The 19,600-nt window shown below is 43.5% G+C and carries 14 protein-coding genes and 5 tRNA genes; 4 read left to right on the plus strand and 15 right to left on the minus strand.

The genetic code is table 11. From position 1 onward, the window contains the following. Window positions 1–144 precede the first annotated feature (144 nt). The 8 genes from K5Q92_RS16885 to K5Q92_RS16920 all read right to left on the minus strand — a co-directional run bounded on the left by K5Q92_RS16885 (window position 145) and on the right by K5Q92_RS16920 (window position 3,285). Window positions 145–221, minus strand: a tRNA-Met gene (locus tag K5Q92_RS16885). A gap of 190 nt (window positions 222–411) precedes the next feature. Continuing rightward, a tRNA-Val gene (locus tag K5Q92_RS16890) sits at window positions 412–488 on the minus strand. Between the two features lie 2 nt (window positions 489–490). Next, window positions 491–567, minus strand: a tRNA-Met gene (locus K5Q92_RS16895). A gap of 38 nt (window positions 568–605) precedes the next feature. Further along, window positions 606–682: transfer RNA gene (locus K5Q92_RS16900), tRNA-Val, on the minus strand. A gap of 13 nt (window positions 683–695) precedes the next feature. After that, window positions 696–772: transfer RNA gene (locus K5Q92_RS16905), tRNA-Met, on the minus strand. 388 nt (window positions 773–1,160) lie between these two features. Next, window positions 1,161–2,408: an MFS transporter gene (locus K5Q92_RS16910; RefSeq protein ID WP_220770100.1), complete on the minus strand. Its 1,248-nt coding sequence runs from the start codon at window positions 2,406–2,408 to the stop codon at window positions 1,161–1,163. Next, entirely contained in the window at window positions 2,405–2,605 is a 201-nt protein-coding gene (locus K5Q92_RS16915; RefSeq protein WP_220770101.1) for a hypothetical protein, read from the minus strand. The genes K5Q92_RS16910 and K5Q92_RS16915 overlap by 4 nt, the downstream gene beginning before the upstream one ends. Before the next feature lie 182 nt (window positions 2,606–2,787). Next, a complete protein-coding gene (locus K5Q92_RS16920) occupies window positions 2,788–3,285 on the minus strand; it encodes a VF530 family DNA-binding protein (RefSeq protein WP_220770102.1) in 498 nt (165 codons plus the stop codon). Window positions 3,286–3,713: 428 nt separating this feature from the next. On the opposite strand from K5Q92_RS16920, the gene K5Q92_RS16925 reads away from it, so the two are divergent. After that, a complete protein-coding gene (locus K5Q92_RS16925; protein ID WP_220770103.1) occupies window positions 3,714–5,324 on the plus strand; it encodes an ABC-F family ATPase in 1,611 nt (536 codons plus the stop codon). Window positions 5,325–5,397: 73 nt separating this feature from the next. Here K5Q92_RS16925 and K5Q92_RS16930 read toward each other — a convergent pair whose 3' ends face one another. The 4 genes from K5Q92_RS16930 to K5Q92_RS16945 form a co-directional block, all read right to left on the minus strand. Beyond that, complete coding sequence (locus K5Q92_RS16930) at window positions 5,398–6,060, minus strand: CatB-related O-acetyltransferase (RefSeq protein WP_220770104.1); 663 nt, start codon at window positions 6,058–6,060, stop codon at window positions 5,398–5,400. Between the two features lie 42 nt (window positions 6,061–6,102). Continuing rightward, entirely contained in the window at window positions 6,103–6,924 is an 822-nt protein-coding gene (locus K5Q92_RS16935) for a phospholipase A (protein WP_259649609.1), read from the minus strand. Window positions 6,925–7,144: 220 nt separating this feature from the next. After that, a complete protein-coding gene (uvrB, locus tag K5Q92_RS16940) occupies window positions 7,145–9,139 on the minus strand; it encodes an excinuclease ABC subunit UvrB (RefSeq protein WP_220770106.1) in 1,995 nt (664 codons plus the stop codon). A gap of 372 nt (window positions 9,140–9,511) precedes the next feature. After that, window positions 9,512–12,505, minus strand: a complete 2,994-nt coding sequence (locus tag K5Q92_RS16945) for a UvrD-helicase domain-containing protein (protein ID WP_220770107.1) — start codon at window positions 12,503–12,505, stop codon at window positions 9,512–9,514. A gap of 366 nt (window positions 12,506–12,871) precedes the next feature. Here K5Q92_RS16945 and K5Q92_RS16950 point away from each other — a divergent pair, with 366 nt between their 5' ends. Further along, window positions 12,872–13,213: a hypothetical protein gene (locus K5Q92_RS16950; RefSeq protein WP_220770108.1), complete on the plus strand. Its 342-nt coding sequence runs from the start codon at window positions 12,872–12,874 to the stop codon at window positions 13,211–13,213. Between the two features lie 144 nt (window positions 13,214–13,357). Here the strand turns inward: K5Q92_RS16950 and ftsZ are convergent, their stop codons facing one another. Both ftsZ and K5Q92_RS16960 read right to left on the minus strand, forming a co-directional pair. After that, window positions 13,358–14,518: a cell division protein FtsZ gene (gene ftsZ / locus K5Q92_RS16955; RefSeq protein WP_220770109.1), complete on the minus strand. Its 1,161-nt coding sequence runs from the start codon at window positions 14,516–14,518 to the stop codon at window positions 13,358–13,360. A gap of 42 nt (window positions 14,519–14,560) precedes the next feature. Further along, window positions 14,561–15,589 (minus strand): YafY family protein, encoded by a 1,029-nt coding sequence (locus K5Q92_RS16960; RefSeq protein ID WP_220770110.1) that lies wholly within the window; start codon window positions 15,587–15,589, stop codon window positions 14,561–14,563. Between the two features lie 296 nt (window positions 15,590–15,885). Here K5Q92_RS16960 and K5Q92_RS16965 point away from each other — a divergent pair, with 296 nt between their 5' ends. Both K5Q92_RS16965 and K5Q92_RS16970 read left to right on the plus strand, forming a co-directional pair. Next, window positions 15,886–16,968 carry an AI-2E family transporter gene (locus K5Q92_RS16965; RefSeq protein WP_220770111.1) on the plus strand — a complete coding sequence of 361 codons (1,083 nt, stop codon included), beginning with the start codon at window positions 15,886–15,888 and terminating at the stop codon, window positions 16,966–16,968. Window positions 16,969–17,264: 296 nt separating this feature from the next. After that, window positions 17,265–18,806, plus strand: coding sequence for a glutathione synthase (locus tag K5Q92_RS16970; protein WP_220770112.1), 1,542 nt, complete (start codon window positions 17,265–17,267; stop codon window positions 18,804–18,806). Between the two features lie 246 nt (window positions 18,807–19,052). On the opposite strand, the gene K5Q92_RS16975 is transcribed toward K5Q92_RS16970, so the two are convergent. Then, entirely contained in the window at window positions 19,053–19,553 is a 501-nt protein-coding gene (locus K5Q92_RS16975; RefSeq protein WP_220770113.1) for a DUF4240 domain-containing protein, read from the minus strand. Window positions 19,554–19,600 lie beyond the last annotated feature (47 nt).

Consider the following 19,600-nt stretch of genomic DNA (forward strand, 5'->3'; position numbering starts at 1 on the left):
GGTTGCATGAGCTGGATTACTTTCTGCAAAAAAACTTAGCAACGACCTTCGCCTAGCTTTTATAAAGAGTTGAGCCCGAGTAGCTTTTACTCTGCTCCATCCCGCGTCCGTAATATTTATTCGTTTTACTTCATTATAAGGAAGTGGTTGCGGGAGCTGGATTTGAACCAACGACCTTCGGGTTATGAGCCCGACGAGCTACCAAACTGCTCCATCCCGCGTCCGTAATAAACGCTAATAACTGTTTTAATTCTGTCATAAAAGAATTGGCTACGAGAGCTGGATTACTTTCTATAAAAGAACTGGCAACGACCTTCGCCTAGCTTTTATAAAGAGTTGAGTCCGAGTAGCTTTTATACTGCTCCATCCCGCGCCTGGATAATAGATTTTTCGATTCTTCTACAAAAGAATTGGTACAACCGAGTGGATTCGAACCACCGACCCCTACCATGTCAAGGTAGTGCTCTAACCAACTGAGCTACGGTTGTATTGGTTGCGGGAGCTGGATTTGAACCAACGACCTTCGGGTTATGAGCCCGACGAGCTACCAAACTGCTCCATCCCGCGACAGGATAATAGATTTTTCGATTCTTCTATAAAAGAATTGGTACAACCGAGTGGATTCGAACCACCGACCCCTACCATGTCAAGGTAGTGCTCTAACCAACTGAGCTACGGTTGTACTGTTCAAGAATTGGTTGCGGGAGCCGGATTTGAACCAACGACCTTCGGGTTATGAGCCCGACGAGCTACCAAACTGCTCCATCCCGCGACTGTATTCTTGCTGTTCGTTTGGCTGTTGCCTTGGAACGAGCGCTATAGTATGGCGATAGCGCGTTCGTTGCAAGCAAAAAAACACAAATAGTTGTTAAGCGGTGATTTGATGGTCAACTTGGGCGCTGTTTAGGCATTTTCCCGCATTTTTTAAGTAAAACAATTACAAACAAGAATATTTAAAGACAAAATTTAAGCACCTTAAGCGAGCTACTTTAATGTAAGTTATCGTTATTTACCAAAGTAACCTGCAACAACGGCCATTTTTACGGCCATTAAAATGGTAAAAGTTACCTCTTGTATTAATTTCCACAAACAAAAGCCACCAAGATGGCGGCCTTTGTTATTGAAACTCTAATAAAACGAGTTTCCAGCTTTGACTCTCATTAGTGAGAACCACTTACTCCGCCCTCTTCTATCATTCTTTCACGAAGCATTTGCTTTATTTGCGCTATTGGGCGGTCATCAATCGGTAAATGTAAGAGTGCAGCAACAAACGCTAGTACTACAGTCGACCACCAAATCGGCTCATAACTGCCATAGTAGTCATAAATACGGCCGCCAACCCAAGCACCAAGAAAACTACCCACTTGATGGGTAAAAAATACTAAACCATAAAGTGTAGATAAATATCGAGCGCCAAATATCTGCCTAACCAAGCCAGAAGTTAATGGAACCGTACCTAACCAACAAAAACCTATAGCCGCTCCAAACAATGCCGCAGTGTTATCTGTTACTGGTAAAGTTACAAAAGCAGCAATAACCGCGGTTCGAACAAAATAAAGCGCACTCATCACGTAACGCTTATTAAATCTATCCCCCATTACGCCCCAGAAGTAGGAACCAAAGATATTAAAAATACCCACATAAGCTAATGCCAACGCAGCAATAGATGAATCTAGATTTTTATCTGCAAGGTAGCTAGGTAAATGCGTGGCAATAAACATCACATGAAAACCACACACAAAAAAGCCGATGTGGATCAGCCAATAGTTACGATTAGTACAAGCCTCTAATAACGCCTGCTTAAGTGTTTGTTCATCTACTGCTTCATTGATAACACTGTTCGTTTTAGTCGCCTTCATAAATGAAGCAAAGGCAAACATCACACAACAAAGTAATGCAAAGACCTGTAGCGCGGTTTGCCAATCAAAGTGAGTCAATAAACTTTGCGCACCAGGAATAACAGCAAACATACCAAACGAGCCAGCAGCTGTGGTTAAACCAAACGCTTTAGCAGTATGTTCAGCAGGTACAACCTTTGCTACAGCGCCCAAAACGACTACATAACTGGTCGCACTTAAACCAAGGCCAATAAGCATACTAATAGAAAAGTAAAACAGCTCATGGCTAGTTGAAATCGATGTAAGTAATAAACCTAAGCCATAAGTTAATGCCCCACCCATAATGATTTTTTTAGAACCAAATCGGTCTGCAGCCATACCAACAAATGGTTGAAATACGCCAAACAACAAGTTTTGTAGTGCAATAGCAAAACTAAAAAACTCTCGCCCAGCATCAAAGGTCATCGAAATTGGCATCATAAAGATCCCAAACGATTGGCGGATCCCAAGGCTAATAATAAGTATGCCAATGCCAAGCCAAACTAATAATGGAAAACGAAAAATACTCATAAAGATGCCACTCCGGTTTCACTCTTATGGTTAACTTCTAAAATTGGGTCATTTTTAGGAATTTGGTGGCAGCCAACTTCTGCGCCATTGTCACTAAAGGCGCTGAGCAAAGGGGGAAAGTGATTAACTAAAACTAACGTTAGACCTAATACCGCGGTCATACGCAGCAGCTGTGCAGAGATAGATTGAGAGCGCATTACTTTACTGGGGTTACTAAAAAGGAAGCGCATGCTACTGATTAGTTAGTTATGAAACAAATGAATAAATTGAAACAATACTATGCATGGGGTGCATATATTAAATTTATAGGGAAGCAGATAGTAAAAAGGACCTATCAAGGTCCTTATATATTGATAAAAGCATTTCAACTAAATGCTAATTACTTACCCCAAGGGTTCTTAGGGTCTTGTGATGCCGGTGGGCGTTTAGCACCGCTGCGACGATTTTGCGCATATCCATCTTGCGCTCTTGGCTTGTCTTTACCGAAGCGCGGACGCTGACCGCTTTTCTTCATCGCTTTATAGTTTGCTTCGGCCTTAGCACGCAACTCTTCAACAAGCTCAACCGTTAACTTTTCAGGTTTACGCGGCACAATACCATCAGCATAACCGCGCTCACGAGGCTTTAGCTCCATTTGAGCAGCAGTGCCTTTTGGCATGCGCTTAAAGCGATAAAGGTAAAAGGCTTCAACACGCTCTCTCGCCCACTCAGTCTTCTTTAAAAACTTAATACAACCTGCCATATTGGGATTAAGGTTAAAGCATTCTAACTTAAGGGCAGCGTAAAGCACTTTATAGTCGTAGAACTTGACTAGCTCGGTCAGCATAGTTTCTAAATTTAAGCCGTGGAGTGGATTATTCTGTTGATGTTCAATCATGGGGAGTCCAAATATCGCAGAAGTTGTCAAAACATACTTCTATAGAAAATATTCACTAAATGAATACTTAGCCTGCTCAACGAGCGGGGCAAATCAATGGGCTAATAATAACAAGAAATTGTCGATTTCACCCACGAAAATCGTTGCGGAGCACCAATTAATTAAAAATACATATCCGTTACGATAAATAGCGTACCTCAACAGATGATGATAGCTCGACATCTAACCACCTAGGTCTGTATAATCCGCCGCTGTTTTGCCTTCATAACAGGGATGACTTTCCGTAACCTGTTAACGTCTTTGGCTTTCACTTTGATTAATCACTCGGGATCCTCTTTTGATCTCAAGGGCAAACATCACGATGCCGTCTTGTTTCTAACCCAAGCCAATGACTTCTACTATTATTTAAGCCATTTTTAGGAAAAGCCTTGATCACTACAGCTAACATCACAATGCAGTTTGGCCCTGAGCCACTATTTGAAAACATTTCCGCTAAGTTCGGAAACGGCAATCGCTACGGCTTAATTGGCGCTAATGGTTGTGGTAAATCTACCTTTATGAAGATTTTAAGTGGTGAGCTTTCTCCTACTTCAGGTAACGTTTCTATTACTCCAGGTCAAAAAGTCGGTACTTTGAGCCAGAACCAGTTCGCATTCGAAGAGTTCTCAGTAATTGATGCAGTTATTCAAGGTGACACCAAACTTTGGGAAGTAAAACAAGAACGTGAGCGCATCTATTCACTGCCAGAGATGAGTGAAGAAGATGGCATGAAAGTAGGCGAGCTAGAGAGCGAGTTTGCTGAAATGGACGGTTACAGCGCTGAAAGCCGCGCAGGTGAAATCTTAATTGAGGCCGGTATTGAAGAAGAACTGCATTTTGGCCTAATGAGCCAAGTCGCTCCAGGTAAGAAGCTGCGAGTGCTTTTAGCACAAGCTTTGTTTTCAAACCCTGATATTTTGCTGCTTGACGAACCAACCAACAACTTGGACATTCACACCATTAACTGGTTGGCTGAAGAGCTAAATAAGCGCAAGTGCACCATGATCATCATCTCGCACGACCGTCACTTCTTAAACACTGTGTGTACTCACATGGCCGATATCGACTACGGTGAGCTGCGTATTTACCCAGGTAACTACGAGTACTTCATGGAAGCGTCTGCACTTATTCAAGAGCAGCTATTAGCGGGTAACGCTAAGAAAAGTGCTGAGATGAATGAACTGCAAGACTTCGTTAACCGTTTTGGCGCTAACGCTTCTAAAGCGAAACAAGCCAGTTCTCGCGCTAAAAAGCTTGAAAAAATCACCCTAGATGAAGTCAAAGCCTCAAGCCGTATGACACCTTCAATTCGTTTTGAAGACGGTAAGAAGATGCACCGCCAAGCCCTAGTGATGGAAAACGTTGGCCACGGTTTTGACGGAGAATTACTGTTTGAAGGTGGTGATTTAATCCTAGAAGCAGGCGCAAAGCTTGCTGTTATTGGCGAGAACGGCGTGGGTAAATCGACATTCCTTCGCTGCTTGGTCAATGAGTTACAGAACAAGGTTGGCGAAATCAAATGGTCAGAAAATGCCTCTATCGGCTACTGCCCACAGGACAGCAGCAAAGATTTTGATAACGATCTAAACCTATTTGACTGGATGTCACAGTGGCGTCTACCAAAGCATAACGACCTAATGGTACGTGGCATGCTTGGCCGTTTATTGTTTACTGAAGACGATATCAACAAAAAAGCCCGCAACTGCTCAGGTGGTGAGAAAAACCGCTTATTATTCGGTAAGTTAATGATGATGGACATCAACGTGCTGGTAATGGATGAGCCAACAAACCACATGGACATGGAAGCGATTGAAGCCCTCAACAATGCGCTTAAGGTTTACCAAGGCACGCTAGTGTTTGTAAGCCATGACCGTGAGTTTGTTTCATCATTGGCTACACGCATCATAGATGTGAAAGATAAGAAGCTAGTAAACTTCCAAGGTACCTTTAGTGAGTACATGGCAAGCCAGACTGAAAATGAAGCGAAGAAAAGTGCTTAAGCTTTCCATGGCATTGCACTAAATAACTAGACATGAAAAATGGCGCTAATCTCAGAGATTAGCGCCATTTTTATTACTCAACTCTTTGTTCATGCTTGAGATGGTATTGATACAGCGCTTCAATGTTTGCGCTACACATTAGTGCCATTGCACCTTTTAGCTTATCTAGAGGCCAATTCCACCATTGCATCTGTAATAGCTTTTCAATCTCATCAACCGTAAAACGTTGCTTCACTAATTTATTGCTGCCCACAACCACACTGTATGGCGCAACATCTTTTGAGATCACCGCCCTCGCCCCAATCACAGCGCCATCTCCTATGGTCACACCGGGCATAATCATCGCTTCACTACCAATCCACACATCATTACCAATCACGGTATCGCCGGCACGCTCAAATCCGCTCTTTACGCCGTCACCAAACTCCTCCGGCGCAAACGGATAGGTGGAGATCCAGTCCATGCGATGACCTTGATTACCTGCAAGCATAAAACAAGCACCGGATGCGATTGAGCAGAATTTACCGATGATCAGTTTATCGACTTCACCGAAAACGCCCGCTTCCCACACATCTATAGTGGATCCATCGCCTAACAGGTAGCGCACAGCTTGGTCTTCAAAGGACTTGCCATGGTAAAAACCTGAATAATAAGAGTACTCTCCCACTTGTATGTTGGGGTTAGTGACTTGTTGTTTAAGCTTTTTAGAATCAAGCCAACTAGAAAATTCGTTCATTTTTATAGCCTAAGTAAATTTAACGCATAAAATCATTTAATCTTAAAGCGCGATCCCAATCCCCACTGCATTATCGAAATGATTATAATCAGAGATCGTTAATCCATAACCACTTTGCAGTTTCAAGTAGCCTTTTAACCCCTTGTAGATAGGAAATCGCCAGCTTAACTCCTCGTAGCCTTTGGAAAAGCCACTTTCTACTATGTTACGGAGCGTTAAACTAATCTGATGGTCCCCAACATACCAATCACCTTTAACCGAACCATAGCCCATATAATCTTCAATATCGGGGTTATAGTCTATATCGGAAAAATCTGCTCTAACCCAGGGTTTAATGGTGAGTTCAAGGTCACTAAATGCTAAAGAGAACTCCAAATAAACTCGGTTCCAACTGCGTTCGTATTCGCCGCCTTTACCGTTTGATTGATGTTCAAAGCCTATACTAGTACCTTGCCAGACTTGCTCTGAATCAGAGTGCTGCCAATACCAAAACACTTGTGGCTGATACTGTGAGTCACGAAAATAAGCCGATTTATCATAAGCCTGCCAATTTGATATTTGACTATAGGCAATATAAAAACCGTCATTGTCGGTAAATAAATTATTGGCGATACCATATTTTAAACTGATTTGAAATTGAACGTTGGTTTCGCTGATCTCGCCTTTGTTAGGGTTTTGGGGAGCGTAATAAGCTTGGTTTGCTGATTGAGTTTGATAGACAGGTAAGATGAAATTATTGTCAAATACTCTTAAGTTATAGAGATCTTCCTTAGGCGTTAATCCTGCAATACCGGTCACCTCCTTACTTATGCTAGCCCTCTCTTCTGCCTGTATTGAGCCTACGGCCATCAAGCTTGTTAACAATATTATCGTGCTCTTTAGCTTCAAGTTATTCATCCCCTATTAAATAAGCGCCTTCCAGTAATAAAAAAGACACTGGGCGCTTGATTCAAACTCACCTCAATGTCCTAATATATTGGATTAATTCCTGTTTTTATAGCGCCAATCGCTTATTCCACAACTTAATTATTCTAAAAACCTCGTAAATGGTGATAAGCATAACCACCTGAGTGAACGCTAGCCCCTACATATAGATAAACTGTCGATAAAGCACAATCAATTGCTCACGAATAAGCTTGGCCTGCTCGGCTCCTTCTTCATCTACCAACTGCAGTAACTCCTTCTCTTTTGCGGTGATCTGTTGGCAAAGCTCAGATAGGCTTTCACAAAATTTGGCTCTGTCCACCGCGCCAGCAGCAATATGAGTTTGGGCGTCAGAATCGAGTTTACGCTTAGACGAACTCGGTACTATGCCATTAGCCATGTTATACAGCATCTGATGGCCTCGCCGCTCCGAAGACTCATCTATCGCTTTTTGCATAGCTGCAGTCATTTTGTCGGCATACAGAATCGCCTTACCGTTTTCATTACGGGCGGCTCGCCCGATAATCTGAATCAAGGCCTGCTCGGAGCGTAAAAAGCCCGCATGATCAGCATCCAGTACTGCCACCAAGGATGCCTCAGGGATATCGAGCCCTTCTCGCAATAGGTTAATACCAATGAGTACATCATAAGCTCCGGTGCGAAGTGCTTCGATAATCTCCACTCTGTCACTGGTTTTTACATCGGAATGCAGGTAACTGACCTTTATTCCTTTGGCAGCGATAAAGTTATTGAGCGTCTCGGCGCTTTTCTTGGTTAATGTGGTCACGAGTGTCCGTTCGTTACGGGCCACTCTTAGCTCTATCTCCTTAACCAAGTCTTCAAGATCATTCTCACAGGGGCGAATTTCAATTTCAGGATCCAGTAGACCAGTTGGGCGGATGATCTGCTTAAACACATGCTGGTTAGATTTATCAAGCTCATAACGGCCCGGTGTTGCCGATACAAAAATCGTCTGCGGCTTTATCTGCTCAAATTCGGCAAAGCTTAATGGTCTATTATTTCGCGCGGAGGGAAGACGGAAGCCAAAATCGATTAAGGTATTCTTACGACTCTGATCGCTCTTATACATGGCCGAAATTTGCGGCACCATCACATGGGATTCATCGATAAACAGTAAACCATCTTTGGGTAAGTAATCGAACAGTGTCGTGGGCGGCAGGTTAGGATCGCGCCGATTTAGATAAGAAGCGTAGTTTTCTATGCCGGGACAATAGCCTTGCAGGCGAAGTAGATCGAGATCGGATATCGTCCGCTCATATAATCTTGCAGCCTCGGTTAGCCTATTTTCAGCCGTAAGTACTGCAACCTGCGCTTCCATATCTTTCATGATCTGCTCGCAGGCCTTTTCGACCTGCTCAACCGACACCGAATAAAGGGTTTTAGGCGACACATAATACTCGTCGATATCCGCAAGCTTTTCACCACTGATGGCATCGATCCAATAGAGTTTGTTCAAATGACCGTTTTCTATTTCAAGGGTCAGCGCCTTATGTTCAGAATCCGCCGGAAAGATATCAACCGCGCGTTCACGAACTAAATATGTCGCTCGATTAATTGTGCGATTACAGCGGCTATACTGCAGCCTTTCTAAACGCTCAATTAGCTCCTCAGTCTTAATAGCCTGCCCTTGGCTGAGCTTAAGCTGAAGGGCGCGGTAGGCTTCTGGATCGCCTAAACCATATACCGACGATACCGATGCCACGACAATCACATCTCTACGTTCAATCAAGGCCTTAGTGGTAGATAGACGTAAACGCTCTAGATGTTCATTTATCGCAGAATCCTTACGAATGAATCGGTCGCTACCGGGAAGGTAGACTTCAGGCTGGTAATAATCGTAATAGGAGACAAAAAATTCAACGGCATTTTCGGGGAAAAAGTGCCGCATCTCACTATAAAGCTGTGCAGCCAATGTCTTGTTGTGGGCCAAGATGATGGTCGGCCGTTTAAGCCTATGGATAACATTGGCAACAGTGAAAGTTTTACCCGACCCCGTCACGCCTTTTAATGTTTGGTGAGTTACCCCTTTTTCAATTCCATCAATTAAACGCGCTATGGCTTCGGGTTGATCCCCAGATGGCGGATAGCTTGAATGTAAAATGAACTTATTCTTAGAACGCTGTGAATTAGACATAAGAAGTGACCCTTAGCTCGCTTGTAATACACACCTTTCATAAATATATGATTCGGTAATTGCCGCGCTGAGACGATTACAACGGCGTGTATTAACTATAGAACATCAAGCTTAGTTAAGATCTAGCTAAAACAGCCTATCAAAACAAATACTAAAGGAAGTGCAATAAGCGCTCTAAGCGTCAAATAGGTAACAGCAGTCAAAAATAATCACACCAGAAATCGACTCTAGCCTAGACACAAACACACCATTTACTGTAGCAAATAGGCTACTCCCTTTTTTAAGGGGTTATCACCAACCACACAGAAAAACCATACCCATCAAAAAATCTGAAAGCTCAGATTAACTCCACTGCTCCTGGAAATAAGAGAACTAGGCAGCAGCTTCCGATGCTTTATCTGCAAAATTAGCAATATCACTCGTTGTATAGTGACAGCTATTAGCGTCACCTCTTCGGTGCAGACTACAGGCTAAAAATTGCCTATTGGTTTTGCCATTAGTGCGTAGAACCAACTTACCCGAGAAGCACTCAGGGCAGACTAAAAGCCGATGATTGCATTTGCCACTCGTGCAGTAGTGATGTGTTTCATTTCTAACCATAGGTGCACCATGACAAACAGCGCAAGCATCAAGTTTGGTATCACAATACTCTTGGCCTAAAGAACAGCGATAGAACAGACCGAAACGTCCCTCTTTTGGAATAAGCTTACCCTCATTACAATTTGGGCAACATAAAGCATCGTTATACATAGGCGCTAGCTCGTTCGGGTAAACACGAATATCGGCTTGATAACTAAGTAGTTCTTTGACAAACACAGACTCTCTACCTAACTCAGCCTGCACAAACACCCTTTTTTTAGCGCGAGATAATGCTACATAAAACAGGCGGCGCTCCTCAGTATCGGCGAAACCATCGAGCTTAGGTAACAGCGCCTCAAGGATCGGGTCGCTATCAATTTTGCAGGGGAAGCCATATTTGTCGTCGTTGACATCAAGCACTATCACAAAGTCAGCCTGCTTACCTTTAGAGGCATGAGCCGAAAAACCAGAGATCGCAAACTGCGGATAGCGACGCTGCCAACTCGTTAGCTCTTTTAAGGAGGCATTAAAGCGCGCAATCATCATTACCGTGGCCCGCTTTGGGCTGTCTTGTTGACTGGTGATTTCAACAATACTGTCGAACGCCTGAGTTAATGCTGTTTCTTTATTGTTGATCAATAAGCACACTTCAGGGTTATCACTCACACTATGGGTGGTAAGGCACTTCTTTAACTGGGCTGGGTTTGCCTGAATAAACTGTGAGGCCACCTTTTCGATTCTATCGTTAAATCTAAAGGTTTTATCCAGCATTACAGTTTTAGACACCCCAAAGGTTTGGCTAAACTCGGTAGTTAAATTAAGGTCGCTACCGGTAAATCGGTAGATTGCCTGCCAATCATCCCCGACGCAGAACAGTGCACAGTCTGGTGTTGAATCCCTTAACTGAGTCACCAACTTGGCGCGCTCAGGCGATATATCCTGAAACTCGTCGACCATGATGTATTTGAATCGAAAACGATCGCTAGTTCGTTGATGGAAGTCTTTTGCACGACTAATCTTAAGCGCCTCGCCTATCATGTCGGAAAAATCTAATGTGCTAAGGGACTTAAGATGCGCCTCATAGCGATCATAAACCCACCTGAACAAATGCAGGAATGCCTTCCACCTTAGTTGGTTATAAGTAACTAGCTTCTTGTCTGAACCTGTTGCCATCTTTAACGACTCAAGCTTGGCAAAGGTATAACCTGATGACTTAAACAGCCCCAAAAAGCTCGACATTAACCGACTGACATTACGATAAACGCCCAAGTGCTTAACCTGAGCAAATACAGCTTCGGGTGAAATGGGTTTGAACAATTGCTGTTCGCCAAGTCCGATTTCTCCCGCGCGCTCACACAGTAGTGCTTCCAGACTCTTCTCTAAACCACCATCATTCCGATAATCGGCTTGCCAGCTAAAGGTTTGTAGTAAGCAGGTACCATGCTGTTGATGCAGGGCGATTTTCCACTGCATGCTTTGGTTATAGGACTCTTTATCTATGTTGTGACGGGTATTACCCTGCTTATCAACGCCAAAATGTTCTAAGTAAGCATCAAGGATAGGAATATAAAAGTCAGGTTGATACACACTCTTGCCCGGCTCTGTTACCTCGGCGCCTTGTTTTGATAGGTACTTAGGTTCATATTCAAATTCAATCCCATGGATATAGAGATAGTTACAGATCCTCAGCTCTTGAAAGCTTTTAACTAAGTCGCCCGATAATGCGCGGATCTCGTTATTTTTAAGGTAGGCGCGATATTGCCCTTCCGTCGTAAAGTCGAGTTCATTAACTTGGGGATACAGATAGCGACCAAAATAATCGGCGACAGGATCGGCCATTTTTGGGTCGGCAACGATGTCATCGATCTGTTGATCGACAAATTGCGTCAAACGTTTATCGTCACTCGCCAGCACCGATACTTGAGTCGAGCTATTTAGATAATACTGAATGATCTCCTTGCCCAGCGCGTGGAAAGTACTGACTTTAACGCCAGTCAAGCCTTGCGCGCCCATTGCCGTCACCCTTTGCTCAAGCTCCACTCTGGCATCTTTACCATAGGCTAACATCAAGATCTCTTCGGGCCTTGCTAGCCCCTGAGCCACCAAATACGCAGCCTTTGCCGCCATGGTGCTAGTCTTACCCGTTCCAGCTCCGGCGATCACTAAAGTATTATTCTCATCGACGACACAGGCCTCGCGCTGCAATGGCGTCAAAGGATGCGCCTCTAATGAGTCAAACAGCTCTTGATAACCATCGAGCTGTTTTTGCTGCCACCACTGGTTATATTTTTCCGTGAAAGCTTCGGGCTGCTTAATAAATTTTGCTAAGCGACAGTTAAAGGGTTCGGTGTCGAACCCCAGCTTTTTGAAATGTTCTACATGGTTTAATGATGCTAAAGAAGCTTGAAAGTCACGTTGTAGTCGGCTCTTATCAGAGTCCCTTAAATAGCGCTTATGCTGAGCAAAGGTATGGTCGAAGTGGGTTATATCGGCAATTAGCTCGTCATAAGTCAGTTGTAGTCCGACTTTGCTATGTAATAAGTGGTTATATAAGGCGTGTTGAAATAGAGGTTTACTATCGATAAAGCGGAAAAAGCTAAAGCGGTTATCCCCCCAAACTAAGGTTTGGGTGAACCAGCCCTCTCGTACTTCAACGGTTTCATCAAACTCTGGATAGGGGTAAACCTTGCCATTAATGGTCAGGCCCTGCTCGCAAAGCTTGGCACCGTTACAGAAAAATATCCCTTGTAGGAATCCAAATTCAACAGCATGTCGCCTAAGCTCCATTTACAACCTCTGATTTGCAAAATACCGCGGCATAGTAGCAAGTAATAACAACGGCAAATAGCGTTATCCCTGTTGTCTGCCTAAAAATTTACCAACTCATTAGCTAAAAATTTGCCTATAAAATCAGCTAACTAGGTAAATAGGCGCTTTTTATCTTTTTTCACATATAAAATCTGTCTTTCTAGCGTGATTAAGCACACAAAAACAAAGCGAACCCCGTCAATGAGAGGCCCGAATCACACACCTTATAAATGGTAAATGCTAGCCTTTGTAACCAGTTCATAGCAGGCAATATATAATAGAAATGCTATGCCATATCATCTAGATAACAGCTCCAATGATGGAATGAAAAAAGGGTTTATCATAATGAAAAAAGTACTAATTGCAGGTCTTGTAAGCTGTCTATTGGCAGGTAACGCTGCCGCTGAGAACCTAGACAAAGAAACAGCGCTTGGCATGGCAAGCCTCATGATCTGTACAACTTTTTATGCCGAACATGATATGCAAATCGAAGGCAGTATTGTTGGCCAGTCTATGATGGCTCATAAAAATGCAGGCATTGAAGAGATGATCATGTCTAAAGAAACCAGTGAAGCACTCGATGCCTACATGAACCAATTCAAAGCGGCTAACAAAGAGCAGCAAATTAAACTGTGTGATGAAGCGATAAAGTTCGCTCGTGAAAGTGATTTTGTACCTGCTGAATAAGCCGCAGTTATCTGCCCGCAGAGACAAATAACAATTGAATAATAAGATAACCCCTCTCGGGGTTATCTTTTTTACCGCTGTCCGACAGCGGCCTGCATTACAAAACCAGGGCAAATTAAGCGACCCACTTAAGCAGCTAAAACATCAATTAGCGGCCCTTTGATTACGTGTATAAGTTGGGATCTCAAGCTCCTCATCATGACGATCTTCATTTGCACCAATCACCGCTTTCTGCTTTAAAAAATCATGTAAGTTTAACAACTCTGAAGTATCGAAACGCGTTTTAAGGGGCTTGGTTTGAGGTTCATCTGCTTCAGCGTTGTGCTCGTCAAGCAAACCGTTTTCCGCTTCTTGCATGCCAGTAGCAATCACCATCAACTCAAGTTCACAATCTAGCTCAGGCACAATTGTCAGTCCAATAATCACCATTGCGCTTGGTTCAAGCTGCTTAAGCAAGGTTTCGCCAATACTATTGTATTGACTTAGCTCAATACTCTCTGTTGCCATAACGCTCACAATCGCACCTTTCGCTTTGCAAAGGTTAACCTTTTCTAGCAAGGGGTTTTTAAGGGCCTTATCAATAGTCAATTGCAGATCTTCCCCTGCCATCTGCCTAGCAACGCCCATTGCGGCACGCCCTTGATGACTCACCACAGCGATAAAATCATTGAGATCGATATTGATCAAACCCGACTGACTGATTGTGGTCGTTAACCCCTGCAATACGTCCTGTAAAATGCGGTTACTCTCATAAAAGGCATTCACAACGCTGATTTTCTTATCAAGTGCTTTAAGCAACTGATCATTAGGTAACACTATCACCGCGCTCGCATACTGGATTAACTCATCAACGCCAGCTTGAGCCAGCTGACCTCGTTGAGATCCCTCAAAGCTAAATGGCGACGTCACTACCGCTACCAAGGGTTTATTGAACTCTTTAGCAATAGACGCCATAAAGGGGATCGCCCCTGTGCCAGTACCACCGCCCATGCCTCCGGTCACAAAGATGACATCTGCCAGCTCAATATGCTCTCGAAGCTGCGTTTGCGACTCCTGTGCTGCCTCATAACCTTTTTGCGGCCTAGCACCTGCCCCAAGCCCTTTAGTAGCCTCAAGCCCTATCTGCAAACGTGTGCTACAACTTGAGATCTGTAAAGACTGGGCGTCGGTATTAACGGCAATCAACTCGACGTTGTCGGCTAAAGGGGACTGGCTAAGCTGATTGATAGTATTACAGCCACAGCCTCCCACACCAAAAACGGCAATTTTCGGTGTTTGACTGTTTTGTGGGACTAGATCGAACATGGCGATCTCCTCGATACTTACCTATTGATAGTACCTAGGAGATTAACTGACACCTGCGACAAACTCGGTCGTAGCGTTATGATATTTATTATTAATTTTACTGGTTAATCGGCTGAAGTGGTTACGCAGTTTTTGCGGAGCGATTACCTCGACACTGTCTGCCATGCTCCATAAGAACTCACGTAATTTGGGCGTATCATAAACACTGGCGCAGACTCGATAATAACCATTGGCCAAACGCTCAACCTGTTGGTCATCACTTAATCTAGCATTGCGCTGAATAAAGTTGGCCGATGGCGAAAGCTGGAGTTCTAACGCAATCAAGGTCGTTTTACTTTCTTCACCGCTAAGTTCGATGTCAAAATCATCACGAGTTACCGCTGTTGTATCGAGCAGACGAATATTACGCATTAAGTTAATCGGTTTGGCATAGCGCTTTGTATGATACGTCCCCACCGTAAACGCCAACATAATCACTCCGCCCGAGATCTTAATTCCCTCAGGGTTAATAGGACGGTAGTCAATCCAATAACTTTTACCTTTAATAAAACGTTGGATTTCACAGGCAATTTGTCGCTTATTTAAGAGCGCATCCTGCACGATTTCAAGCGCTTTCGGGTCATGATCTTCATAGGTAATAGGCAAAGGCTCAGGTAACTGAGCCACCCTACACGCCCAGTAGAGCCATGGATTATCAGGATCGCTACCGAGCACTTGATCGGCACGCTCAAAATAGGGAGTAAGCTGTTTAACGCTTTGTGGCGGCAACAACTGACTAGCACTGTGCTTTAAGGTATGAAACGCCAGCGCCATATGCTGATCCATCAAGGTTAAGTTAAGGCCACGCCAACAAGCTGCAATAGACCAGCCAAAGGGTTTACACCTATCATCCATAACGAGGCCGAATAGCCCCATATCGTGCATCGCTTTTAGCTCACGCTGCACCGTTCTTAGGCCTACGTTGTAATCACGGTTGTTTAGCTTCTCAGTAATATCATTGGCGGTGATCCGTCTTGGGTGACGAGGGATCTGCTCAAGCATGGCGATCTGGCGTTGAATATTGGTTTGCATCAAACGTTCTCTAATTAACCTGAGCCGCTAGCATAATACCACGCTGCGACAAAATTTGACGCAGCGAAATAGTTTTCACCTAATTCAATCATATAATGCCAATTGAGCCATGACATTCAGTCTGAAATAGCTCTAGATTAATCACAGAAGTGTTTGTTACCTTTGGCTATAGTTAACCCTGTTCATAACCATTCATTATATGAACTAGATTAATCCAGCGCTTAACACCTTTATGGCTAATGGTAAAAGCCAAAGCAGTAAGGTAAATCACTAAATCTTCTTTGGAGTTCTGTTTAATGGACAGCCTGAAACTCAAGCCCCGCCACGGGATATTACTACTCGCACTAGCGATTGCTTTCTATGCATGTTATTTACTGGTTGCGCCTTATTTAGGCTCTATCGTTCTGGCGGCTATTGTTGCGCTATTGGTGTTGCCACTGCATGCAAAAATTGAAAGCTATATGCCGACAAAGCCTAATCTGGCATCTGTGGTGTCTTGTACGTTAGTCACTGTGGTGGTGTTGCTGCCTTTGCTATTTGTCACTATTGCGATAATGAATGAAGGCATAGACTTTATGAGTAACGCCTATGATTGGCTAACCAATGGCGGCGCCAAGGCATTTTTATCTCACCCTTATATTCAAAGTGGCATTAGCTTACTCAATAAATGGCTACCTTTTGAAAGCTTAAAAGTAGATGAACTAGTACAGCAAGCGGCAGTCAAAGTCACCCAACTAAGCAGCAGCTTTTTGTCTGCCAGTACCGGACTACTGGGAGATGTGGCCAATACGGTTTTGAGCTTTTCTCTAATGCTATTTGTGCTGTTTTTCTTCCTACGAGATCAAGAAAACATTGTGAGTAGTATTCGCCACATCATTCCATTATCACGCTCTCAAGAAGAAATGATTTTTAACGAGGTCAAAGTTGTAGCTAAGTCAGCCGTTTTTGGTGCGTTTTTAACGGCGCTGGCCCAAGGTGCACTGGGCGGTATAGCCATGGCCATGGCGGGCTTTTCTGGTTTGTTTTGGGGCAGCATGATGGCCTTTGCATCATTTATCCCCTTTGTAGGCACCGCTATGATCTGGCTACCCGCCTCAATTTACCTATTTATTACCGGTGACTGGCAATGGGCGCTGTTTTTAATCGCATGGGGAGTGTTGGTTATTGGCTCAATTGATAACTTTCTAAGACCTTGGCTAATGCAAGGCAGTACCGGCATGAGTACCCTACTGCTGTTTTTCTCATTGTTAGGTGGCCTACAACTGTTTGGCTTAATAGGTTTGATCTACGGCCCAATCATCTTTGCTGTGACCTTAGTGTTAGCTCGATTGTATGAGATTGAGTTTGAAGACTTTATTGAGCAGCAAGACAAAGAATAACTGCAGAGTTAAATACTAGAACACCGCTATAAAGCTGGCTTCTTAATACTAAGGAGCCATTTTCCAGCCCATTAACATCGCGTTTTAGTATCACTATTCACTAGTTCTAGATTTTTTATTTTAAAGCTATTTATTTTAAAGCTATTTATTCTTAAGCTATTCATTTCCCCACTTTATTTAAGCCTTTATTTTACATCAGTATTTCCAACATAGCCGAAATAACGATTGACAGCACATCACCCTAAAACTATATTTCCAGATAAATAGAATTTAATTTCAGTCAAAGGTGCAAAATCATGTACAGCAGTCACCCCCCCCAAGCAACAACCGATGCTATCGAATGGGCGTTAACTCATGGCATGGCGCTTAAAACCACAGCTTACTCAGCAACCCACACGGCTTTTAGCTTTGCCCCTACGCCCATAAGCAAGGCAAGGTACCAACAGCTGGTGGCCTCTGTAGGTCTGCTTGGCAAGCTAGTGCATTATGTATCTGAAGATCATCAATTCTTAAACCATGCGATCGACCCAATCACCAAGGGCGATCCCTTCTTTAATGCCTTGCTTGAGATGCATAAAGCTATTCATCAAGCGCCCAAGCAATCAAGCGAACGCTCGACCGAACACTCGACCGAAAAAAGCGTGTCACTAGAACACCCTTCAAGTAGCGCCAAACGCGTACCGCTTTTGATTATGCGTAGCGACTTTATGGACGATGCCGCCTTGGGCCCAAAGCTTATCGAGTTCAATGGCATTGCCGCAGGTATGGGGCCATTTGGCCAACGAGTGCATGAGCTGCATAAGTTCTTGCAACTGCAAGCCGCCGATACGTTTAATCAATGGTCAGCAAGCACAAATAACCAACTAGTAGAAAATCACGCATTAGAGAAGTTAGCTAACGGCATAGCTAATGCCACATTTAAAATTAAGCAAGAATTTACACACAGCGATCTATCGACAGGTTATGAAAACCACCCACCCGTGTTCCTCATGGTCGTGCAAGCAAATGAGGATAATGTTTACGATCAACACCTGTTAGAACATGCACTGCAAGCCAAAGGCATTAAAACAGTAAGACGCACTTTTAGAGAGCTGCACGACAAACTTACAACGGGTAAAGAGCATAGATTACTGCTCGAAGGTGTTGGCCCCATCGATACTGTGTATCTGCGCGCAGGCTATCAATATTGTGACTACCACGCTAATGACATCATCAGCCGAGTCTGCTGCGAAGCATTAATGCAAACCCGTATATTTATTGAGAAACACCGGGTTGCTATTAATGCCACTGTTAGCCAACAACTGGCCACCAGCAAACGGGTGCAGATGTTACTGTCATCAATGACAGCCGAGCAGTTAACAACTTTTGGTTTAACCTTAGATGAAGCCTCAAGCGTTAAACAACTCCTCGGGGAAATGCGCCCTGTGACTACAGACAGCGCAGCTTTGATTAGCCAAACCAGCCCCGAGCAATGGGTACTAAAAAACCAAGGCGAAGGTGGCGGCCACTGTATATTTGACGACGATATTTTGCCAAAACTGTTATCACTTAAACCAGACGAATACCAAGCTTGGTCGTTAATGCGCAGACTACAGCCAACGCCAAGACCCACGCCAGCACTGACAGTGCGTAAAGGCGAGCTTCAACAAGTCGACGATCTTATCAGTGAAATCGGCATGTTCACCGTACATATTGACGGTAAACCAGCGATTAATGATCTCAATGGCGGACAACAAGCTTACGCCGGATATTTGATTAGAAGTAAGTCAGCCCGAACCACCGAAGGTGGTGTCCACAGTGGTATGGGTGTGTTGGATTCGTTAGTGTTTAGTGATTAGCAGCTGAATGAAACTTTAAGAGAGAATAGCCAACATAAGTTGGCTATTCTTGTGTTCTAACGCATTTTGGGACAGAAATGTGTTAGAACTTAAGCTCTGAAAATGACTCTTGGCATTATGAAATCTATGGCAATCAGATAAGTGGCAACGCCCACATAAGGGGCTGATAATCGTTTGCTAAAATGTGTAGAGAAGCGGAATCGAGCGAGCTATTAGCAGTCCCTTCACTTAACACTTTTTATACGTTTAATTACCGTACTTTTCGGTTAGTTTTGGAAACTCTTTAGATAATTCAATCGTTTTAAAGTCATTAGTCAAGTCCTCCGCAGGAAAACTAAATTCAAACTCAGGTATATCACGCTCTGTCAGTTCTTCATATGCTTCATGGATAACACCACGATATTCAATGGCTACATAGGACTCATTTCTAGCTAATGCTATGTCAGCTAAATCATCTGGTCGATGCAAAGCGACTTCAAATATGCTCTCACCCTCAGAAATCAGATAATCAACATAAGGGATGAAATCATAATCGTTTTTGTAGCCTTTGATTAAGAAAACGGCTTTCTTTAATTTATTTGTTAATGCCTTAGAAACGCAATTAACAAAACATTGGTTAAAGCTTTCAATAAAAGCAGGATCACTTTCCAATAAATGATTTTTTAAAATATGTGGCCTTAAGGCTATATCATCTTTAGAAGTTATCTTAACCTTTTCAATAAGTGACCAGAATTTATTTTCATCCATTTAAATTAACCCCGTACCCTAGAAACGTATAACGCTCCACTCAGCGG

Source organism: Shewanella sp. MBTL60-007 (assembly GCF_019654915.1).
Taxonomy (GTDB): Bacteria; Pseudomonadota; Gammaproteobacteria; order Enterobacterales; family Shewanellaceae; genus Shewanella.

Coding starts and splice junctions, on each gene's coding strand:
- K5Q92_RS16910 (WP_220770100.1), bottom strand. CDS start 2,408: ATGAGTATTTTTCGTTTTCCATTATTAGTTTGGCTTGGCATTGGCATA.
- K5Q92_RS16970 (WP_220770112.1), top strand. CDS start 17,265: ATGTACAGCAGTCACCCCCCCCAAGCAACAACCGATGCTATCGAATGG.
- K5Q92_RS16965 (WP_220770111.1), top strand. CDS start 15,886: ATGGACAGCCTGAAACTCAAGCCCCGCCACGGGATATTACTACTCGCA.
- uvrB (WP_220770106.1), bottom strand. CDS start 9,139: ATGTCTAATTCACAGCGTTCTAAGAATAAGTTCATTTTACATTCAAGC.
- K5Q92_RS16950 (WP_220770108.1), top strand. CDS start 12,872: ATGAAAAAAGTACTAATTGCAGGTCTTGTAAGCTGTCTATTGGCAGGT.
- K5Q92_RS16920 (WP_220770102.1), bottom strand. CDS start 3,285: ATGATTGAACATCAACAGAATAATCCACTCCACGGCTTAAATTTAGAA.
- ftsZ (WP_220770109.1), bottom strand. CDS start 14,518: ATGTTCGATCTAGTCCCACAAAACAGTCAAACACCGAAAATTGCCGTT.
- K5Q92_RS16975 (WP_220770113.1), bottom strand. CDS start 19,553: ATGGATGAAAATAAATTCTGGTCACTTATTGAAAAGGTTAAGATAACT.
- K5Q92_RS16915 (WP_220770101.1), bottom strand. CDS start 2,605: ATGCGCTCTCAATCTATCTCTGCACAGCTGCTGCGTATGACCGCGGTA.
- K5Q92_RS16930 (WP_220770104.1), bottom strand. CDS start 6,060: ATGAACGAATTTTCTAGTTGGCTTGATTCTAAAAAGCTTAAACAACAA.
- K5Q92_RS16960 (WP_220770110.1), bottom strand. CDS start 15,589: ATGCAAACCAATATTCAACGCCAGATCGCCATGCTTGAGCAGATCCCT.
- K5Q92_RS16945 (WP_220770107.1), bottom strand. CDS start 12,505: ATGGAGCTTAGGCGACATGCTGTTGAATTTGGATTCCTACAAGGGATA.